The organism is Paenibacillus cookii, from assembly GCF_018333375.1.
Lineage (GTDB): Bacteria > Bacillota > Bacilli > Paenibacillales > Paenibacillaceae > Paenibacillus_AQ > Paenibacillus_AQ cookii.
The window spans coordinates 24,726-43,127 of record NZ_BORW01000005.1; the positions used below are offsets into that span (position 1 = coordinate 24,726).

An 18,402-nucleotide genomic window follows, 5' to 3' on the forward strand; every position below is an offset into this window, starting at 1 on the left:
ATGGAGAAGGGAGCAAGCATGATTGAAATGGCCGATCGTAAACCGCAAAACGCTAGGGTTTCAGATGTTTGCCATTTTTCTGTGCATCATCCTGTTGTTTTCCGTTTTTAACGTGCTTAGCATTTTTTTGTTCAACCGGGGAGTGCAGCGCGAGGTGATCCAGTACAACCGCCTGATGTTGAACAATACGGCCGACCTGTACCGCGCCCATTTCGAGCGCATCCGGACGATGCTGTTCGAAACGTACCGGAACGCACATGTCGTGGCTTTTGACAGGCAGCTGGGGAAGACGGGGGAAGGGCCGCAACCGTTGATGGCTTCGGAAGTTCTGAAGGCGGTTCGCGCCGAGGCGTTTAATTCGATGAATTATCTGAATAACTTGCTCATCTATTACGAGCGCGGATCCCTGATCGTCGACAAGGAGGGCACGGTCGACGCGGAAATGATGTTTTCCCGTTTCTACGTAAGCAGCCGTTATCCGTTCGCTTATTGGCGGGATCAAACGAATCGGGCCGACAATTACGTTCTGCACCCGAACGACGCGTTCACGATCAACGACCTGAACGTGTCCTACACCGCGCAGCTGATCCCGTTTTCGTTCCGGATGCCGTCGTCGGATTATGTCGTGATCGCGCTGCTGGACGCCCGAACGATGTATCAGACGTTTTTCGGGGAAACCGGCGACCGGCTGTTCATGATCGTCTCCGATGACGGGACGCTCATGTACAGCTCCTCCGGCGAGCTGTCCGCGATGGACATGCCCGCATTCGAAGGCGGCCGGGACTATGCGCTGTCGGAAGACCGCTATTATTTTGCGAAGAAAGACCCGGCGTCCGGATTGACCTACGTTACGGCCGTACCTTCCGCGGATATTGCGTCGAGAGTACGGAACGCCAGCCTGTCGCTCCTTGTCGTCTTCGCCGTGTCCGTCGTCATCTGCGTGATGGCTTCGCTGTATTTCGGCCGCAAGATCAACCGTCCGGTGAAGCAAATGGTTGCATCGCTCATGCGGCGGGATCCGGTCAAAGTGCCAAGCGCGATCCAGGAGTTCGATCTGATCCAGCGAAATATCGGCGAGCTCATGAAGGAGAAGGAGGCCATTCGCAAGGAACTGCTGGGGAAGCGGACGCTCCTGACCAGCTTCGGTTACATCAACAAATTGAAGGCGATTACATCCGACATCAATGAATGGAACGATATCGCCGGAATCGACGAGCCGTTCGTCCTGGTGCTGTGCCAGCTCCATTTCAAATCGAAAACCGTCTCCGCCAGCCAGCTCCGGACCGACCGGATGGCGTATTATGTCCGGGAATATATCCATATCTTCCTATCGGAGCGAATGCCTTCGTCGCATACGTTTCAAATCGAGAACAATCAGATTCTGTCGCTGATCCGGAGCGAGGAAACACGGGAGACGCTGGATGAGACGTTGGAGACGCTCAAATCGATCCTCGACCGCGACAAGGCTTACCTGCTCGCGACGATCGCGGTCAGCTCCGTCCATGATAGTTCCGCGCAGTTCAACGACGCCTATCGCGAGGTACTCCGGATGGCCCGGCAGGCGAGGCCCTTGGACGAAAGCCAGGTGCTGCGCGTTCATCGCGCCGTGCCGGAGCTGCTCCTGCTGACGGTGCCGCAGGAACAGGAATTGTACGCAAATTTGCAGGCCGGAAACCGCAATTACTGCATCTCGTTCATGGAACGCATGCTGGACCGGATGGACAAGAAAGGGGCCGGCGTTCAGCAGCTCCGTGAGCTTGCAGGGGGCGTCATCGCCAGAGTCGCGAAAATACTGGAGCCTTACGGCTCGGACGCCGACGCCTCGATGCGTCTGCGTTATGTCGAGCATGTAGGCGAATGCTTTACGCTCGACCAGTTCAAGCAGATGTTCGCGCAGTTGTTCACCGATGCGGCTGCGGTCGTCCAAGCGAATAAGGAGAAGCAGGATCCGACCGTCTCGCTTGTCATGGAGATGATCGAGAACCGGTACGCCGACGATCTTTCGCTTGATTTGCTGGCCGACAGGTTGAACTTGTCCGCAGCCTACCTGTCGGTTTATATCAAGGAGAAGACGGGCGCCAATTTCAGCGATCATCTCAACGCGGTCCGGATCCGCAAGGCCAAGGAGCTGCTGGCGGGCACCGAGCTGAGCGTGCAGGAGATCAGCGCCCGCATCGGGTATCGCAACGTGACATCCTTCAACCGGATGTTCAAAAAAATAACCGGCATTCCGCCGGGCGAGTACCGGAAAAGCCAATGGCTCAAAGCTGAATAGGAGCCTTTCGCAAAAAAGGCGACCTTGGCATAGGATCGCCTGAAATGATCCGCCCTTGGGTTTGAAGCAGAAATACTGCAAGATCGCAGAAGCAAAGCGCCTTAAGCGAAGAGAGCGACGGTGAACGGATGGCCGGGATCCCTCCGAACCGTGGCTCGGCGTTCGCCTTATAGGCGCTTTATATATATGAACAAGTTGAAAAGGGAGTTCAAATAAAGTGCGATCCGCGAATTGCTGCGCTTCTTGCCGGCCGTATGTTATTGCAATATACTCGGAATGGAACAATCGTTCAACATTAAGCGAACCGAGGAACAGAGGGTTTATTCCATGAACAAACGTCATTACAACAGCGAGGAAACGCGGCAGGTCATCGCCGAGAAAGCGGCGCAGCTGTTTGCGCAAAAAGGCTTTGCGGGCACGTCCATCGCGGATATTTCGCGCGAGTCGGGGTTTAGCAAAGGCCATATTTACTACCATTTCGAAAACAAAGAGAAGCTGTTTGTCCACTTGTCCCTGGAGACGATGCGCAACTGGGGAGAAAAGTGGAAGGCGGTCGCGGGTTCGTACCCGACGGCCGTAGAGAAGCTGTACGGGATGGCTTATTTCGTCATGAATAACTACAAGACGCCGCTGCTGCCTGTAGGCCAGGAGCTGGCGATGAATCCGAACACTTCCCCGGAGACGCTGCAGGCGCTGCAAGGGCTGGCGGCTACGCCGATGGCCGCTTACGCGGAGATTTTCCGCGAAGGGGTGGAAAACGGCGAATTTGCGATCGAGAACCTCGAAGAGACGACGCTGCTGTTCGGCAGCTGGATGGGGACGTTGTGCCAGTTTACGCTGACGATGGACGGCGAACCGCTGCAGCGGCTGTTCCAGCAGGCGGTGACCATTTTTGTGGGAGGCATCCGGAAGAGGGAAGACACTTGATGTTACGCATGACTTTTGCCGTTTTGGCTTCGGAACGGTAACTTTCTGCATCCCTATAACGTTCTACTTAATAAGTATGATGTTATGGTGGAGGTGATGTGCATGCTTTATTGGTTGTTCGAAAGGATGAACGTCCTTCTTCCCGCATTTGTTATCTGTCCGCTCCTGGCGGTTTTGATCGGGGTGTTTTGCCGCCTGCTGCACGTCAATATCCTGGTCGGCGCAGCCATCGCGCTGCTGCTTCCGCTGCTGTTTCTTGCAAACGACTTGTCCGCTTTGGCGGACAATATCGACGCATGGGCCATGTACGGCGCGATTTATGGGATCGTAGCGTTTGCGGTCTACAAGGTATGTCCGAAAAAGGTAAAGTTCTGATCCGCTTTTGAGCCCGGCCTAAAACTTCGCTGACCTTGCAGCATAGGCAGAACGGGAGCCATGCTTGGAAAAGGCAGTCTATCAATGAAACGAACGGAAAAGGAGACCGCTTTGGGCAAAATCATTACCGTCTGAAAGTGCCGATGAATACATTCGTGAGGGTCGTTCTCAGCCGCCTATTGGAATGTTTGCGTCCGATAGGGAAGCAGGGAGGGCTCTTTTTTCTTTGAATAATATGTTTAATTTTGGATGTCGGGAGTGTACAATGTTCCTCAATACGGAGATAGTGTAATCATAAGGGCCGGTGCCGCTCTGGATCGTTTCAGTCATACCGCTGAATATGGAAGCGTTTGCGGCGTACGATAGGCGCTGGGGCACCAGCCGAACCGAATAACATCGTGGATTATATAGCTATGGGTCAGGGCCATAGAAAAATGGGATGGGGGTCGGCGGCAATGGCGAAGGGGAACATGCTTTGGTACAAGCAGCCTGCGAAAAAATGGGAGGAGGCGCTCCCGCTGGGCAACGGACGAATGGGCGCGATGGTGTTCGGCGGCATTCGGCGCGAACGGCTGCAGTTGAACGAGGATACGCTTTGGGCCGGTTATCCGGTTCAAGAGGATCATCCGGGGGCGGCAGCGTCCTTGCCGGAAGCCCGCCGCCTGCTGGCGGAGGGAAAATACGCGGAGGCGCAGCAGCTGATCGAGCGCAGCATGCTCGGCATGCCCGGGCAAGGCGTGCAGCCGTATCAGCCGCTCGGCGATTTGATGTTGGAATTTGCGGGGGAGCCGGATGAACGGGACTATACCCGTTCGCTGGACCTGGATACGGCGATTGCCCGGACCGAATTCGGCGCGGAAGGACGCAGGCAGATCCGCACGGCGTTTATTTCGGCGGCCGACCAGGTCATGGCCGTCCGCATCGAAAGCGCCGATCCGGCTGGCGTAGAACTGGCGGTGTCTTTGACTTCGGAGCTGAAGCATGCCGTGCAGGCTTATTCTGACGGCTCGCTGCTGCTGACGGGCGAATGCCCTCTCCGGGTGCAGAACCACAACAACGGGCAAGAATCGGCCGTAATTTATGACGAAGAACAGCCGGGAAGGCCGATGCGCTTCGCCGCGTTCGTTCGCGTGCTTCTTGAAGGGGGGCGCCTTCATGCCGGGGATGGCCGGCTGATCTTGTCGGGCGCGAGCGGCGTCACGCTGTTGTATACATCGGCGACAAGCTTTGACGGTTCGGACCGGATTCCGGGGCATAGCGGCATCGATCCGGCGGCGGTCTGCCGCCGCGTCATGCGCGAAGCGGAGGGCCAAAGCTTCGATGCGCTGCTGGAGGCGCATGTACGCGATTATCAGGCGCTGTTCAAGCGCGTAGATCTTCAATTGGGCTCCCCGCAACGCGCGGATGTCCCGCGCAGCCTGCCGACGGACGAGCGGCTTCGCCGCATCATGAACGGCGCCGAAGACCCGGATATGCTCAGCCTCGTGTTCCAATACGGCCGCTACCTGCTCATATCGAGCTCGAGGCCCGGAACGCAGGCGGCCAACCTGCAGGGGATATGGAACGACAAGGTGCAGCCGCCCTGGAACTGCGACTACCATTTCAACATCAACGTGCAGATGAACTACTGGCTTGCCGAAACATGCCATTTGTCCGAATGCCACGAGCCGCTTTTGGACCTGATCGGGCAGCAGGCCGTCACCGGCGCGCGTACGGCCCGGATTCAGTACGGCTGCCGGGGCTGGACCGCGCATACGATGTCGGATTTATGGCGTACGAACAACGTCGGGCCGCACGGGGATGCGCAGTGGGCTTATTGGCCGATGGCCGGGGCCTGGCTGTGCAGCCATTTGTGGGAGCATTATTTGTTTACCAGAGACCTGGGTTTCCTGAGGAACCGGGCATGGCCGCTGATCCGCGAAGCCGCCGGGTTTTTGCTCGACTGGCTTGTGGCCGATGATGCGGGACGGCTCATCACCAGCCCGTCCACTTCGCCGGAAAACAGCTTCATCGTGCCGGGCACGGACCGGCATAGCTCGGTCTCGCGGGCTTCGGCCATGGACATGACGTTGTGCCGGGAGCTGTTTGGAATCGTCATCGAGGTCTGCGGTTTGCTGGGAGAAGGAGAGGATTTCGCCGATCGCTGCCGGGAAGCGCGAAGCAAACTGCCCCCGCTGCAAATCGGCGCGAACGGCCGGTTGGTGGAATGGGATCGGGATTTCGACGATGCCGATCCGAAACACCGCCACCTTTCCCATTTGTACGGCCTGTACCCCGGCAGCGAGCTGACCGTAACGGGAACGCCCGAATACGCGCAGGCGGCGCGGCGTTCCCTCGAGATTCGCGGCAACGAAGGCACGGGCTGGAGCATGGGCTGGAAAGTGGCGTTGTGGTCGCGTTTAGGCGAAGGGGACCAGGCATGGCAGGTGCTGAACAATTTTCTTGCGATCGTGGACGGCGAAGGTTTTGATTACCATAAGGGCGGCATCTATCCGAATCTGCTGTGCGCGCATCCGCCGTTTCAGATCGACGGCAACTTCGGCGCCGCGGCAGGCATCGCCGAAATGCTGCTGCAAAGCCATGAGCGGGACATCCATCTGCTGCCGGCCCTGCCGGGGGAGTGGAATGAAGGAAGCGTCAAAGGACTGCGGGCTCGGGGCGGTTACACGGTGAACGTATCCTGGGCGAACGGCCTGCTGGAGGAAGCGACCGTAATGGCCGATTTCGACGGAAGGAGCAGCGTAAGGTACCGCGGGCAAACGCTCGACATCGATTTTATGGCCGGCACTTCGGTAACGATCGGAACGGCGGAGGAAGGTCTGCTGCGCATTCGACGGGTCGACGCGGGAACTGCCTGAGCGGAGCGAACGAATGCTTTCGGGGATGAAGCCACCCGGCTCCGGTGATCGCCATCGACGCAAATCGCATCCGCTCCGTTGACTTGCCTTGCAGCCTAAATGATATAATGAATGTTATAAAATCATGCCAACGAACGAATCGAGACTAAGGAACGCGCATCCGGAGGACTGACGGGAGAAGAACGCTTAGCTCATTCCATACACACAAGGGCGGGGCAACCGCATGCGAAGCAATAAACGTCATTGGGGGGTAGCAGATGAGTCAGGAACGGGAACCGCTCTATATCCAGATCCAAAATCACTTCAAACAATTGATTTCGTCCAGGCAGCTGGTGGAGGATGACCGGATTCCGACCGAAAAGGAATTGATCGAGCAATTTCAGGTCAGCCGCATTACGGTGGCCAACGCGCTGGCCGACTTGGCGAACGAAGGGTGGATTTACCGGATCCCCGGCCGGGGCAGTTACGTCAAGGGCATACCGGAAAGCTACATCCAGAACGCCGGGGACGGCCCTTTCGAAGCGCAGCAGGCGACAACGCCCAAAATCGGGCTTATTTTTCCTTCCATCGAGGACTTTTTTGCGATCCAAATGGTGCGCGGCATCCGCAAGGCGCTGAAGGACAGCAAATATTCGCTGATCATCATGTTTACGTACAATTCCAAGGAGCTCGAAAAAAACGCCATTCGCGAGCTGCGTTCCAAAGTGGACGGATTGCTGATTTTCCCGGTGGACGCCGAGGTATACAACGAAGAAATCATCGCCCTGAAAATGCAAAATTATCCGTTCGTGCTGCTGGACCGGCATCTGCCGGGCGTCGAGACGAATGTCGTGTTGTCCGATCCGCTGCAGGGTTCGATCCTTGCCGTGGAGCATCTATGGAACGAAGGACACCGCAACATTGCGATCTGTTCGGACACTCCGATGCCGACCGTTACCGTCGAGGAGCGGATCCAGGGGTACAACGAGGCGTTGAAGCGTCAGGGGGCGCTCATTAATCCGGCGCTGATCCTGACCGATTTCAGCATTCAGGACGAGCCGTTTCAAGAGGACTACCCGCTGTACCGTTTCATCAAAAATAAAATGGCTACCGCCTACATCGCCTTGAACTGCAAGCTTGGCGTGCATATCTGGTCTTTGGCCAGAGCGGCCGGCCTGCGGGTGCCGGAGGACGTATCGATCATCACCTTCGACAATCCGAGCCCGATGTTCGAGGAGTTCAGCATCTTTACGTTCATTAACCAAAAAGAAGAGCAAATGGGATACGAAGCGGGAAAAGTGCTGCTGCGCCTGCTCGAAAATCCTGCACATACGCCGAAGTACAGCAAAATCATTATGCAGCCGGAGCTGGTTCCGCTGCGCACCACCGGACCGGCTTCTTCTTAACCGCATACGTGGCAATAACCGGTTTTTCCGATTTGGAGAGCCGGTTTTTTCTTTTTTACGACATTCCATCCTTGGGGATCCCGCCGATGTTTTTTAATGATATTTTTAGATATAAATGATATATTATATATATTAAAAGGTCATTTGAACCGGAGAAGGGAGCAGGGGACTTATGAGATTTGTTCTTCAAAAATTGGAGAACCGCATTCGCGAATTGGCTGGACTCAGATACCGGGAAGGCCGGACTTTGGATCGGGTCCGCATCGTGCCCGACGTGAAGGGGTTAAAGGAGGCGCGGGAGCTCGCCCCGTCCAGTCCCGTTGTTCGCGTCGGCGACCGCTGGGGCGGCCGGGACCGTTACGCGTGGTTTATTACGGAAGTCGAATTCCCTCAAAGCTGGAGAGGCCGGGATGTCATCGGCCTGATCAAATTCGGCGAAACGGGCGGAGGGAACTGCTCGGGATATGAAGCGCAAGCGTACTTGAACGGGGAACCGCTCCAGGCGTTGGACCGCAACCATGCGGAGCTGTTTTTCCCGGATGACGCGGTGGCCGCGGGCCGTGCTGAATTGGCCGTTTACGCGTGGAGCGGGCTGACCGCCCATGACGGGCGTTCGCCGTTCGATCACCGCATCGATTCGCTTAGCGTAGGGATCTTGGACGAACATGTGGACGACCTGTATTATACGTCCTTGCATATGCTGCAAACCGTAAAGCAGCTGGATGAACGCCAGGTGGAAAGGCATGAGCTCACCGCCGCTTTGGAAGAAGCTTTCCGCGAGCTGGACTGGAGCCGTCCGGGTTCCGACGCTTTTTACGCTTCGGCCGTACAGGCGCGCCAAACGCTGCGGGCACGGCTTGAAGCGATTCCGCGGGGGCCCCGCCCGCAAATTACCGCCGTCGGGCACTGCCATATCGACGTGGCCTGGTTGTGGCGCCTGCAGCATACGCGCGAAAAATCGGGACGTTCGTTCTCGACGGTGCTGACGTTGATGGACCGCTTTCCGGAATACGTGTTCCTTCAGTCGCAGCCGCAGTTGTACGCCTATTTGAAAAAAGACTTTCCGACGCTGTTCGAAAAGATCAAAGACCGCGTCCAAAAAGGCAACTGGGAAGCGACCGGCGCGATGTGGCTTGAATCGGACTGCAATATTCCTTCGGGCGAGTCGCTGGTCCGCCAAATCCTGACGGGCAAACGCTTTTTCAAGCAGGAATTCGGCGTCGACAACCGCGTGCTGTGGCTGCCCGACGTGTTCGGCTACAGCTGGGCCCTTCCGCAGATTTTGAAGAAAAGCGGCATCGATTATTTCATGACGACCAAAATCAGCTGGAGCCAGTACAACCGTTTCCCTTACGACACGTTTACCTGGAGGGGGATCGACGGCACGGAAATCTTGACGCATTACATTACGACGCCGGACAACGACGGCAGCTGGTTTTACACTTACAACGGCAACGTGACCGGGGCGTCGGTGCAGGGCCTGTGGAACAACTACCGCCAGAAGGACATCAACGACCACCTGCTGCTTGCGTACGGCTGGGGCGACGGAGGCGGCGGCCCGACCCGCGATATGCTCGAAGCGGTGCGGCGTTACGAGGACATGCCGGGGGCGCCGCAGGTGAAAGCCGGCCGCGCGGAGGATTTCTTCGTCCAGCTGGAGGAGAAGGTACAGGACCATCCGCTGCTTCATTTGTGGGACGGCGAGCTGTATCTCGAATACCACCGCGGAACCTATACATCCCAAGCGTACAACAAGCGGATGAACCGCCGGATGGAGCTGCTGCTGCACCAGGCCGAATTTTTGAACTCGCTGGCGCTTGCGCTCAACCCGGGTCATGCCTACCCGTCGGAAAAGCTGGCCGAAAGCTGGGAAATCACGCTGCGCAACCAGTTCCACGACATCATTCCGGGCTCCTCCATCCATGAAGTTTACGAAGACAGCAAGCTGGAGTACGAGGAATCCGAAAAGCTGGCGCTGGCCGCGATCGAAACGGGCCTTGCCGGCTTGAACGGGCATGGGGCGAAGGCGGCTGCCGGCATGGAGAAAGGGCTGCCGGTCCGCATTTTTAATGGGCTCGGCTGGACGCGTTCCTTCTTGGCGGAGGTTGACGTGGACGATGCGGCGGAATACGCCTGGTATGGGGCGGACGGCGCCCGGCTGGACGTGCAGGCGGCATCGGCCGGATCTTGGGATGGAGGCAAGGTGCTGGTGGCGGTTCGGAATGTTCCGGCTTACGGGTACACGACCATTTACGGCCGGCGCGAGGCGGACCAAGTCCCAAGCGGCGTTGGAGCGAACGGGACTGGCAGCGCTGCTTCCGAATGGGTTATCGAAAAAGATCGCTTGGAAACCCCTTATTACAGCATCCGCTTGAACGAAAACGGCCAGATCGTTTCGCTTTTCGACAAGCGGGCCGGACGCGAGGTACTGAAGCCGGGGCAGCCGGCCAACGTGCTGCAGGTGTTCGAGGATAAGCCGATGGCCCATGATGCATGGGACATCGATATTTATTACCAAGAGAAAATGACGGTCGTAGACGACTTGAAGGAGCTGACGGTTCTCGAAGCGGGCCCGCTGCGCGGCGTGCTGAAGCTGGTGTACGGCTACCACGGCTCGACGATCGAGCAGCATCTGACCGTCTACCGTGATCATCCGCGAATCGATTTCAAAACGCGCGTCGACTGGCATGAACACCAGCAGCTGCTGAAAGCGGCCTTCCCGGTGGAGATCCGTTCGACCAAAGCGACGTACGAAATCCAGTTCGGCAACGTGGAGCGGCCGACGCATTGGAATACGAGCTGGGATTACGCGCGGTTCGAATCGGTGGCCCAGCGCTGGGTGGATCTGTCCGAAGGCGGCTACGGCGTCAGCCTGCTGAATGATTGCAAATACGGGCATGACATCCGGAACCACGTCATCCGCCTAAGCTTGATCAAGTCGGCCGTCTATCCGGACGGCAATGCGGACCAGGGGCTGCACGAATTTACGTATTCGCTGTATCCGCACGGCGGCGGCTGGTATGAGGCGGGAACGCATCAGGCGGCCTGCGAGCTGAATGCGCCGCTGATGGCGGCAGGCATTAGCGGCGGGACGGGTCTTCCGGAAGCGCTTGGCATGCTCAGCGTCAACGCGCGCAACGTCATGATCGATACCGTCAAAAAGGCCGAAGACGGCAATACGCTCATCGTGCGCCTGTACGAATTCGGCGGCATCCGGACGAAAACGGAAGTGGAAATCGATCCGTATCTCGGGCCGGTCCGGTCGGCGGCGGAAACCGACCTGATGGAAGAACATCCGGTGCCGCTGCCTGTGGATGGCCGGAAGATCGAGCTGGCTTTCGCGCCATACGAAATCAAAACGTTGAATATTGCGATTTCCTAAAACCTGTAGAGGGCGCCTTGCGGCGTCCTCTTTGATTCGACCGTAACAATCACGCGGTTTGAGGGGCGCGCCGTTTTCCAAGCGCGAAGCTGAAAATGGCCGTTCCAAGCCCCAGCGCCACGACGATTCCCGCCAGCCACGGATTATAAAGCACGGTCGACGTGCGTTCGATCAGCATGCCCCCCGAACCGGCGCCGGCCGCAAGGCCCAAATGGATCATCGACGTGTTCAGGCTGAGCACGAGGCTGGAGGACTCCGGCGCCTGTTTGATAAAGTGGGTTTGCAAGGCCGGCCCGCCCATGAACATCGAAAACATGATCAGTCCGATCAGGACGACTTCTACGGCAAGCGTGCCCGTAAACAAAGGCAGTAGAATAAGCGCAGCCGCATGCACGGTTAAGGTGGCAATCAGGATGCGCTTGGTTCCAAAACGGTCCGCGCCGGAACCGCCCAGGCGGGCTCCGACGGCGCCGACCAATCCCAGGCCGAGCATCAGCAGGCTGATCGTGTTCGCATCGAAATGGAGCAAATCGTTCATGAACGTCGTCAAATACGTCAGCAGGACGGAATTTCCGGATTCGCGGAAGAAGCTGAGCATCAGCAGGCTGGCGATGATGCCGGAACCCAGCACCTTAAACTGCCGGCCGAACGAAGCGGGTTCGTCGCCGGGGATGCGCGGAAGAGACCGGAGGATGATAAGTCCCATCAACAAGCTCAGCACGCCGAGGATCGCAAATATCGACTGCCAGTTCAGCCATTTGGTGATAACGATCCCGATTGGAACGCCCAAAATCATCGCGGAGCTGAACCCGAGCACAATCGTGCCGATGGAAGCGCCGACTTTATCGGGAGGGGATAATTTGGCCGCGGCCGCAAAAGCGGTGACCAGATAAACGCCGGAGCCGATGCCAAGCAGCACCCGGGAGGCCAAAACGACGCCGAAATGAGGGACAAGGGAGGCTGCGCTTCCCAGCAAAAAGAGGGCTAACGAAAAGAGCAGCACGTTTTTGCGTTCCCAGCGGGACGTAAAAAAGACCACGACGGGCGTCAGGGCGGCAAAAGCAAGCGAATACGCCGTAACCAGCTGGCCCGCGAGCGCGACCGAGATGCGGAGATCCGAAGCGATGACATACAAAATGCCCGAAACGACAAGCTCGGAGGTGGCGGTGAGAAACACGCCAAGCGTCAGAATATATATAAATAAACGGTTCATCAAAAATCATTCCTTTCAGGGATGTTGGAGAGCTCTCGATTGCATTATAATGGCAGTACATTCCTTTCGTAAGAACGCAAAACATTTGGATATTATCCAAATGTTTTGACTAACTTACAAAAAGTAAGATAAAGGGAGGTTCGTGTATGGAACAGAATAATCCCGGCGACGCGGGCGATTTTTCGAATATTTGCTCGGTGCTGCAGATTTTGGGGGCAAAGTGGGCTTTCCTGGTGATCGCCGAGTTGTCCAAGGGGCCGAAAAGGTTCAACCAGCTCAGCCGGGACCTGGCCATCGTCAAAACGCAGTCCTTGTCCAACGCGCTCCGCCATTTGGAACAGAGCGGGATCGTCTCGCGGCAAGTGTTCCCGACGGTGCCCGTGACCGTGGAATATTCGCTGACGGAGAAGGGAATGGACTTCAAAACGGCGCTGCAGGAAATGGAGCGATGGGCTGCCAGATGGAACGTGCAGGAGCAAACCGGAGAACAAAACAGGAGACAGGCGTAAAGTGGCCGGATCTGGGAGGATGCATGATGCATCTTCTTTTTTTTGCGAAAACCGCGGGGTCAAGCCTCATATACATCTGAATATGCACTTCTGCGGATTCATCTTCCATTTTGCGGCTGACGCCAAAGGTGTGGGCAAAGCGGAACAACGGAGGATTGGCAGCCGGGATGCCGGTTTCTAGAATGGGGATGAAAGTCCATGGTGCACTCACCGATTAAGGAGGTCGCAATGACGAAAAAGATGAGGTTTGCCATTGTCGGCGCGGGCGTCATTTCCCCGCTCCATGCGCGTGCGATTGCCAGCCATCCGGAGGCCGAGCTGACGGCCGTCGTGGATGAAGTGCAGGAAAAGGCCGAAGCGTTAGCGAAGGAGTTCGGATCACCGCCGACATACAGAAACATGGAACAATTGCTGCAGGGAGGGGAGGTTGACGCGGTCTGCGTATGCGTGCCGAGCGGGCTCCACCGCGACATTACGGTGGCCGCAGCACGGGCAGGAAAACATGTGTTTTGCGAAAAGCCGCTGGGCATCACGGCGAAGGATATGGATGAGATGATTGAAGCCTGCCGGACGAACGGGGTCAAGCTTGCTACCGTATTCCAAAAACGGACCACGCAGGAAGCGCTTCTGACGAAAAAAGCGATCGAGGAAGGCAAATTGGGTAAACTCGTGCTCGGGGACGCCTATCTGAAATATTTCCGCAGCCGCGAATATTACAAAAGCGCCGGCTGGCGCGGAACATGGGCGCTGGACGGCGGAGGGGCGCTGATGAACCAAGGCGTCCACGGCGTGGACATTATCCGTTGGATGATGGGCGACGTGGAAAGCGTGTTTGCCTACGCGTCGCCGCTCATTCATGACATCGAGGTGGAAGACACCGCGGTGGCCGTGCTGAAATACGCAAACGGCGCTTATGGCGTCATTCAAGGAGCGACGACGGTGAATCCGGGCCAGGAAGCGCGGTTCGAAATTCACGGGGAACACGGCTCGATCGTTTACGGGGACAGCGGCTTCAAAGTGTGGAAAACGGTGGATGGCGATGCGGCGCCGATCGGCGCGAAAGAAGGAACCGCCGACGGCACCGATGACCCGCGCGCGATTTCGGCCGACGGGCACTATATTTTGATCGACGACTTGATCAAGTCGGTGAAGGAGAACCGGGAGCCGCTCATATCCGGGGAAGAGGCGCGGAAATCGGTCGACTTGATTTTGGCCGTTTACGAGTCCGCCCGAACCGGCAGGGAAGTGAGACTACAGCCTGGAGGCGCATAAACATGGATTCGAAAACATTGAATATCGGCATGATCGGCCTGGACACCTCCCATGCCCCTTTATTTGCGGAAATGCTCAATGATCCGGCCCATCCCCATCATGTTCCGGGAGCCCGGGTGACCGTCGCCTTTCCGGGAGGTTCGCCCGATTTTCCGCTAAGCATCGATCGGGTGGCGGGGTTCACCGCCAAAATCGAAGGCGATTTTGGCGTGCGCATGGCAGGCAGCATCGGGGAGGTAGCCGAGGAAGCGGATGCGATCCTGCTGCTGACCGTCGATGGGCGGATTCACGCCGAACAGTTTGCGGCGGTGGCCCCGTATGGAAAACCGGTCTTTATCGACAAACCTTTCGCCGTCAGCAGCCGGGATGCGCGCGCCATTGCCGATCTCGCCCGCGAGCACCGGGTGCCGCTCATGAGCTGCTCCTCCGTCCGTTGGGCGGAAAATTTGGACGCGGCCGTCCGCGCAAACGACGGCCAAGGCCGGATCATCGGCGCCGACTGCTGCGGTCCGATGGAGCTGCAGCCGACCCAGCCGGGCTTTTTCTGGTACGGCATTCATATGGCGGATATGCTGTACCGCTGCATGGGACCGGGCTGCACGGAGGTGCGGGTGACGGCCAATGAGGACCATGATCTGGCGGTCGGCGTCTGGGCCGACGGACGGATCGGCACCATCCGCGGAAACCGCAAAGGGAACCGGCGTTTCGGGGCGCTGCTTCACCGCGAGCAGGGAACCGGATACGTCGATATCTATGCCGCGCAGAAGCCTTATTTCGCCAGCATGCTGGAAGAGGTCGTCCGCATGTTCCAAACGAAAACGCCGCCGCTCGATATCGAGGAAACGATCGAAGTGATCGCTTTTCTTGAAGCGGCGAACGAAAGCAGGGCAACCGGGAAATCCGTTCCTTTGCGCGGCTCGTTCGCGAAGCGGAACGGATAGAAGCGGGCGCATTCAGACAGGCGGCCGGCGGGAATGGAATCGACCTATAAACCTTCCGGATTTCGGAGAAATAGGGGATGTTGACAGGACCATCGGCTGCCGGAAAAAAGGAGGCGATTGGATGATGGGCGGATTCAAGCTTGGCGTCATTACGGATGAAATTTCGCAAAACGTCGAAGATGCCATCCGGATCGCCAAACGGTACGGACTGGACGGATTGGAGCTGCGTTCGGTCGACGGCAAGCAGCTTCACCGGCTCGGCGACCGGAGGCTGGATGAGATTGCCGCCATGATCCGCGATGCGGGTCTAAGCGTGTGCGGCTTGTCCACGCCGGTGTTTAAATGCAATTTGCATAACAAGGAGGAGGTCGCCGCGCATCACCGCATGCTCCGCCGTTACGCGGAACTGGCGCGGAGGTTCGGTACGGGGATTCTCCGGGGTTTCAGCTTCTGGGCGAACCGGGACGATTATCGCACGGCTTTTCCGGGCATCGTGCGCGAGCTGCAGCATACCGTCCCGGTGCTGGAGGAATTCGGCGTCCGGCTTGCCCTGGAAGCCGATCCTTCCGTGTATGCGACGAACGGAACCAAGGTGGCTGCGCTCGTAAGCGAGGCGGCGAATCCGCGGATCCGGGCTTTATACGATCCGGGCAACGATTTGTGGGACCCGGATGGCGAAACGCCTTACCCGGACGGGTACGAAGCGCTGCAAGGCCAAATTTGCCACATCCACGTCAAGGATGCCGTACGGGAGAACGGCAAAACCGAAGCCGTCGCCATCGGCAGGGGCGAGGTGGGGTATGACCGGCTGCTTGCCAGGCTGGCGGAGGACGGATACGACGGCTGGCTTGTCGTCGAAACGCATTACAGGCTCGCTTCCGAGCTGAGCGAAGAGCAGCTGAAGCGTCCTTCGGGATATGCCTTTTCCGCCGGAGGCGAGGAGGCGACGGAGGAATGCTTGGAGAGCTTCCTCGGCTTGCTGCGGCAGCACGGGCCGCGCGTCGGTTGATGCCGGGGGCTGCTTCGGAAAACGATGATTTGATGAGAGGAGGGATGCATCGATGAATGCCAATGCCCCATCGCCTGAAAGATCATGGACGGCGGGCCGTTTGCGCGTGCGTCAATACGCCAGCCGGGACGAGATGGGCAAAGCTGCCGCATCGGAAGCGGCCGAGGCCATCCGGCAAAAACTGAATACGCAGGAAGCCGTACGGATCGTCTTTGCGGCCGCGCCTTCCCAGAACGAATTCCTCGACGCTCTCGTGCGGGAGGAGGGCATCGATTGGGGGCGGATAACAGCCTTTCATATGGACGAATATATCGGACTCTCCCCGGATGCGCCGCAGCGGTTCAGCCATTTCCTGACGACGAGGCTGTTCAGCCGCGTTCGCCCGGGACGGGTTCATCTGCTGAACGGCGCCGCCGAAGCGGCGCAGGAATGCGCCAGATATGCGGCGCTGCTCCGGGAAGCGCCGCTCGATATCGTCTGCCTCGGCATCGGCGAAAACGGGCATATTGCCTTTAACGACCCGCCGGTGGCCGATTTTAACGATCCCGAGCTTGTAAAACAGGTCAATCTCGATGATTGGTGCCGGGAGCAGCAGGTTCACGACGGATGTTTTGCTAAATTCGAGGACGTGCCGGAGTATGCGATGACGTTAACCGTACCGGCGCTGATGTCGGCCGAAAGGCTGTTTTGCATCGTGCCCGGAGCCGCCAAACGCCGCGCGGTCCAAGGCACGCTGGAAGGGCCGATCACGACGGCTTGCCCGGCCTCGATCCTGAGAACGCATGCCGATTGCCGGATGTACCTCGACAGGGATTCCTCGCCGGCCGCGCCGCATTGACGTCATGCGGGCGACGGAGGAAAGGCGGCAGGTTAGAACGCCTCGCCTGGAACATAAAACCTTCTTACTTTTATCCAAACTTATGAAGCAAGGAGACGGTGCATGGATGGTCAGATCGAACATGGCGACGCCCGGCTTCGAATTGATCGGGAGGCACTACCGTACGGGGGAGCCGGTGGCGGTTCGCATCCGGGAAGGGGTCATCGCGGAATGCCAAAGCATTGACGCAGCGGATTGCGAGTTAAACGCGGTGAACCTGCCGGCAATCGAAAACCTTCCGTGGATCGCCCCGGGGCTTGTCGATCTGCAAATCAACGGCTACGGGGGACTGGACATGAACGCGCCGGACCTGGCGGAGGAGACGGTAGAAGCGCTGATCGGCAGGCTGTGGGCCGAAGGCGTCACCTCGTTTTACCCGACGGTCATTACGGGCTCCGACGCATCGATCGAACGGGCGCTTGCCGTCATTGATCGGGTTTGCTCCCGGCTGGAGCGGGAAGGCGGCTTGGGCGGAGCGCACAGCATCGCCGGCATCCATCTCGAAGGCCCGTTCATATCCCCCGAAGACGGGCCGCGCGGCGCCCATAACCGGGCCTTCGTCAAGGCGCCCGATCCGGTGCGTCTCGATGCCTGGCAGCAGGCGGCCGGCGGGCGCATCCGGATCGTCACGCTGTCGCCGGAATGGCCGGAGGCCGAAGCCTTTATCGCCCGCTGCGCCGAGCAAGGCATCGTGGCAGCGATCGGCCATACCGCCGCTTCCGCTGATCAAATCGGGCGCGCCGCCGCAGCCGGGGCCAGCTTGTCCACGCACCTCGGCAACGGCGCCCATCCGGTGCTGCCGCGCCATCCCAACTACATTTGGGATCAGCTGGCGGATGATCGGCTGTGGGCCAGCGTCATTGCCGACGGCTTCCACCTTCCGGCCGCCTTCTTGAAGGTCGCCCGGAAGGTAAAAGGAGACCGGCTGATTCTCGTCAGCGATGCCGTCAGCCTGGGCGGCATGCCGCCCGGGAACTACGATGCTCCCGTCGGCGGGCGCGTCACGCTGACCGCGCAGGGGCGGCTGCATCTTGCCGGCCAGCCGGCGCTGCTGGCCGGATCGGCGCTGCCGCTGACCACGGGCATTTCGCATATGCGTTCCTGCGGCATTTGCAGCCTCGGGGAAGCTTGGGACATGGCTTCGATCGCGCCTTCCAAGCTGATGAAGCTGGAGACCGGCGCCGGGCTGCAGCCTGGAGCACCGGCGGATCTAGCCTTGTTCACGCTGGACGAAGGGCAAATCCGGATGCTGGAGACGTATAAGCGAGGGAAACGGATGTTTCGCCGCGACCCCAGGGCAGAGCGACGTGAAAACGGCCCCTAAGCCATGCCGACGGGAGAAAGCGCAGCCTCATCTTCAATTCAAAACGACGTAACCA

The 18,402-nt window shown here is 58.4% G+C and carries 13 protein-coding genes; 12 read left to right on the plus strand and 1 reads right to left on the minus strand.

Going from position 1 to position 18,402, the window contains the following annotated elements:
• Window positions 1–22 precede the first annotated feature (22 nt).
• The 6 genes from KI367_RS06980 to KI367_RS07005 all read left to right on the plus strand — a co-directional run bounded on the left by KI367_RS06980 (window position 23) and on the right by KI367_RS07005 (window position 11,202).
• On the plus strand, window positions 23–2,275 hold the full coding sequence (locus KI367_RS06980; RefSeq protein WP_036709573.1) for an AraC family transcriptional regulator: 2,253 nt from the start codon (window positions 23–25) through the stop codon (window positions 2,273–2,275).
• A gap of 327 nt (window positions 2,276–2,602) precedes the next feature.
• The gene (locus tag KI367_RS06985; protein ID WP_036709578.1) at window positions 2,603–3,202 is read left to right on the plus strand and encodes a TetR/AcrR family transcriptional regulator; all 600 of its coding nucleotides are present in this window, start codon (window positions 2,603–2,605) and stop codon (window positions 3,200–3,202) included.
• 102 nt (window positions 3,203–3,304) lie between these two features.
• Window positions 3,305–3,577: a hypothetical protein gene (locus tag KI367_RS06990; protein ID WP_036709582.1), complete on the plus strand. Its 273-nt coding sequence runs from the start codon at window positions 3,305–3,307 to the stop codon at window positions 3,575–3,577.
• A 455-nt stretch (window positions 3,578–4,032) separates the two neighbouring features.
• On the plus strand, window positions 4,033–6,435 hold the full coding sequence (locus KI367_RS06995) for a glycoside hydrolase family 95 protein (RefSeq protein ID WP_212948622.1): 2,403 nt from the start codon (window positions 4,033–4,035) through the stop codon (window positions 6,433–6,435).
• A gap of 257 nt (window positions 6,436–6,692) precedes the next feature.
• A complete protein-coding gene (locus tag KI367_RS07000; protein ID WP_212948623.1) occupies window positions 6,693–7,820 on the plus strand; it encodes a GntR family transcriptional regulator in 1,128 nt (375 codons plus the stop codon).
• A 172-nt stretch (window positions 7,821–7,992) separates the two neighbouring features.
• Window positions 7,993–11,202 (plus strand): alpha-mannosidase, encoded by a 3,210-nt coding sequence (locus KI367_RS07005; RefSeq protein ID WP_212948625.1) that lies wholly within the window; start codon window positions 7,993–7,995, stop codon window positions 11,200–11,202.
• 49 nt (window positions 11,203–11,251) lie between these two features.
• On the opposite strand, the gene KI367_RS07010 is transcribed toward KI367_RS07005, so the two are convergent.
• Window positions 11,252–12,415: an MFS transporter gene (locus KI367_RS07010; protein ID WP_036709585.1), complete on the minus strand. Its 1,164-nt coding sequence runs from the start codon at window positions 12,413–12,415 to the stop codon at window positions 11,252–11,254.
• A 146-nt stretch (window positions 12,416–12,561) separates the two neighbouring features.
• Here KI367_RS07010 and KI367_RS07015 point away from each other — a divergent pair, with 146 nt between their 5' ends.
• The 6 genes from KI367_RS07015 to KI367_RS07040 all read left to right on the plus strand — a co-directional run bounded on the left by KI367_RS07015 (window position 12,562) and on the right by KI367_RS07040 (window position 18,347).
• Window positions 12,562–12,924: a winged helix-turn-helix transcriptional regulator gene (locus KI367_RS07015; protein ID WP_036709587.1), complete on the plus strand. Its 363-nt coding sequence runs from the start codon at window positions 12,562–12,564 to the stop codon at window positions 12,922–12,924.
• Window positions 12,925–13,152: 228 nt separating this feature from the next.
• Window positions 13,153–14,196 carry a Gfo/Idh/MocA family protein gene (locus KI367_RS07020; protein ID WP_036709590.1) on the plus strand — a complete coding sequence of 348 codons (1,044 nt, stop codon included), beginning with the start codon at window positions 13,153–13,155 and terminating at the stop codon, window positions 14,194–14,196.
• Between the two features lie 2 nt (window positions 14,197–14,198).
• The gene (locus KI367_RS07025) at window positions 14,199–15,137 is read left to right on the plus strand and encodes a Gfo/Idh/MocA family protein (protein ID WP_212948627.1); all 939 of its coding nucleotides are present in this window, start codon (window positions 14,199–14,201) and stop codon (window positions 15,135–15,137) included.
• A gap of 121 nt (window positions 15,138–15,258) precedes the next feature.
• A complete protein-coding gene (locus KI367_RS07030; protein WP_212948629.1) occupies window positions 15,259–16,146 on the plus strand; it encodes a sugar phosphate isomerase/epimerase family protein in 888 nt (295 codons plus the stop codon).
• Between the two features lie 52 nt (window positions 16,147–16,198).
• Window positions 16,199–16,984 (plus strand): glucosamine-6-phosphate deaminase, encoded by a 786-nt coding sequence (locus KI367_RS07035; protein WP_212948631.1) that lies wholly within the window; start codon window positions 16,199–16,201, stop codon window positions 16,982–16,984.
• Window positions 16,985–17,090: 106 nt separating this feature from the next.
• A complete protein-coding gene (locus KI367_RS07040; protein ID WP_246536740.1) occupies window positions 17,091–18,347 on the plus strand; it encodes an N-acetylglucosamine-6-phosphate deacetylase in 1,257 nt (418 codons plus the stop codon).
• The last annotated feature ends 55 nt before the right edge of the window (window positions 18,348–18,402 follow it).

What these genes read in the sequence shown, in the direction of transcription:
- KI367_RS07005 (WP_212948625.1), top strand. Translation starts at nt 7,993, where the DNA reads ATGAGATTTGTTCTTCAAAAATTGGAGAACCGCATTCGCGAATTGGCT.
- KI367_RS07015 (WP_036709587.1), top strand. Translation starts at nt 12,562, where the DNA reads ATGGAACAGAATAATCCCGGCGACGCGGGCGATTTTTCGAATATTTGC.
- KI367_RS07025 (WP_212948627.1), top strand. Translation starts at nt 14,199, where the DNA reads ATGGATTCGAAAACATTGAATATCGGCATGATCGGCCTGGACACCTCC.
- KI367_RS07040 (WP_246536740.1), top strand. Translation starts at nt 17,091, where the DNA reads ATGGTCAGATCGAACATGGCGACGCCCGGCTTCGAATTGATCGGGAGG.
- KI367_RS07035 (WP_212948631.1), top strand. Translation starts at nt 16,199, where the DNA reads ATGAATGCCAATGCCCCATCGCCTGAAAGATCATGGACGGCGGGCCGT.
- KI367_RS07030 (WP_212948629.1), top strand. Translation starts at nt 15,259, where the DNA reads ATGATGGGCGGATTCAAGCTTGGCGTCATTACGGATGAAATTTCGCAA.
- KI367_RS07000 (WP_212948623.1), top strand. Translation starts at nt 6,693, where the DNA reads ATGAGTCAGGAACGGGAACCGCTCTATATCCAGATCCAAAATCACTTC.
- KI367_RS07010 (WP_036709585.1), bottom strand. Translation starts at nt 12,415, where the DNA reads ATGAACCGTTTATTTATATATATTCTGACGCTTGGCGTGTTTCTCACC.
- KI367_RS07020 (WP_036709590.1), top strand. Translation starts at nt 13,153, where the DNA reads ATGACGAAAAAGATGAGGTTTGCCATTGTCGGCGCGGGCGTCATTTCC.
- KI367_RS06990 (WP_036709582.1), top strand. Translation starts at nt 3,305, where the DNA reads ATGCTTTATTGGTTGTTCGAAAGGATGAACGTCCTTCTTCCCGCATTT.
- KI367_RS06995 (WP_212948622.1), top strand. Translation starts at nt 4,033, where the DNA reads ATGGCGAAGGGGAACATGCTTTGGTACAAGCAGCCTGCGAAAAAATGG.
- KI367_RS06985 (WP_036709578.1), top strand. Translation starts at nt 2,603, where the DNA reads ATGAACAAACGTCATTACAACAGCGAGGAAACGCGGCAGGTCATCGCC.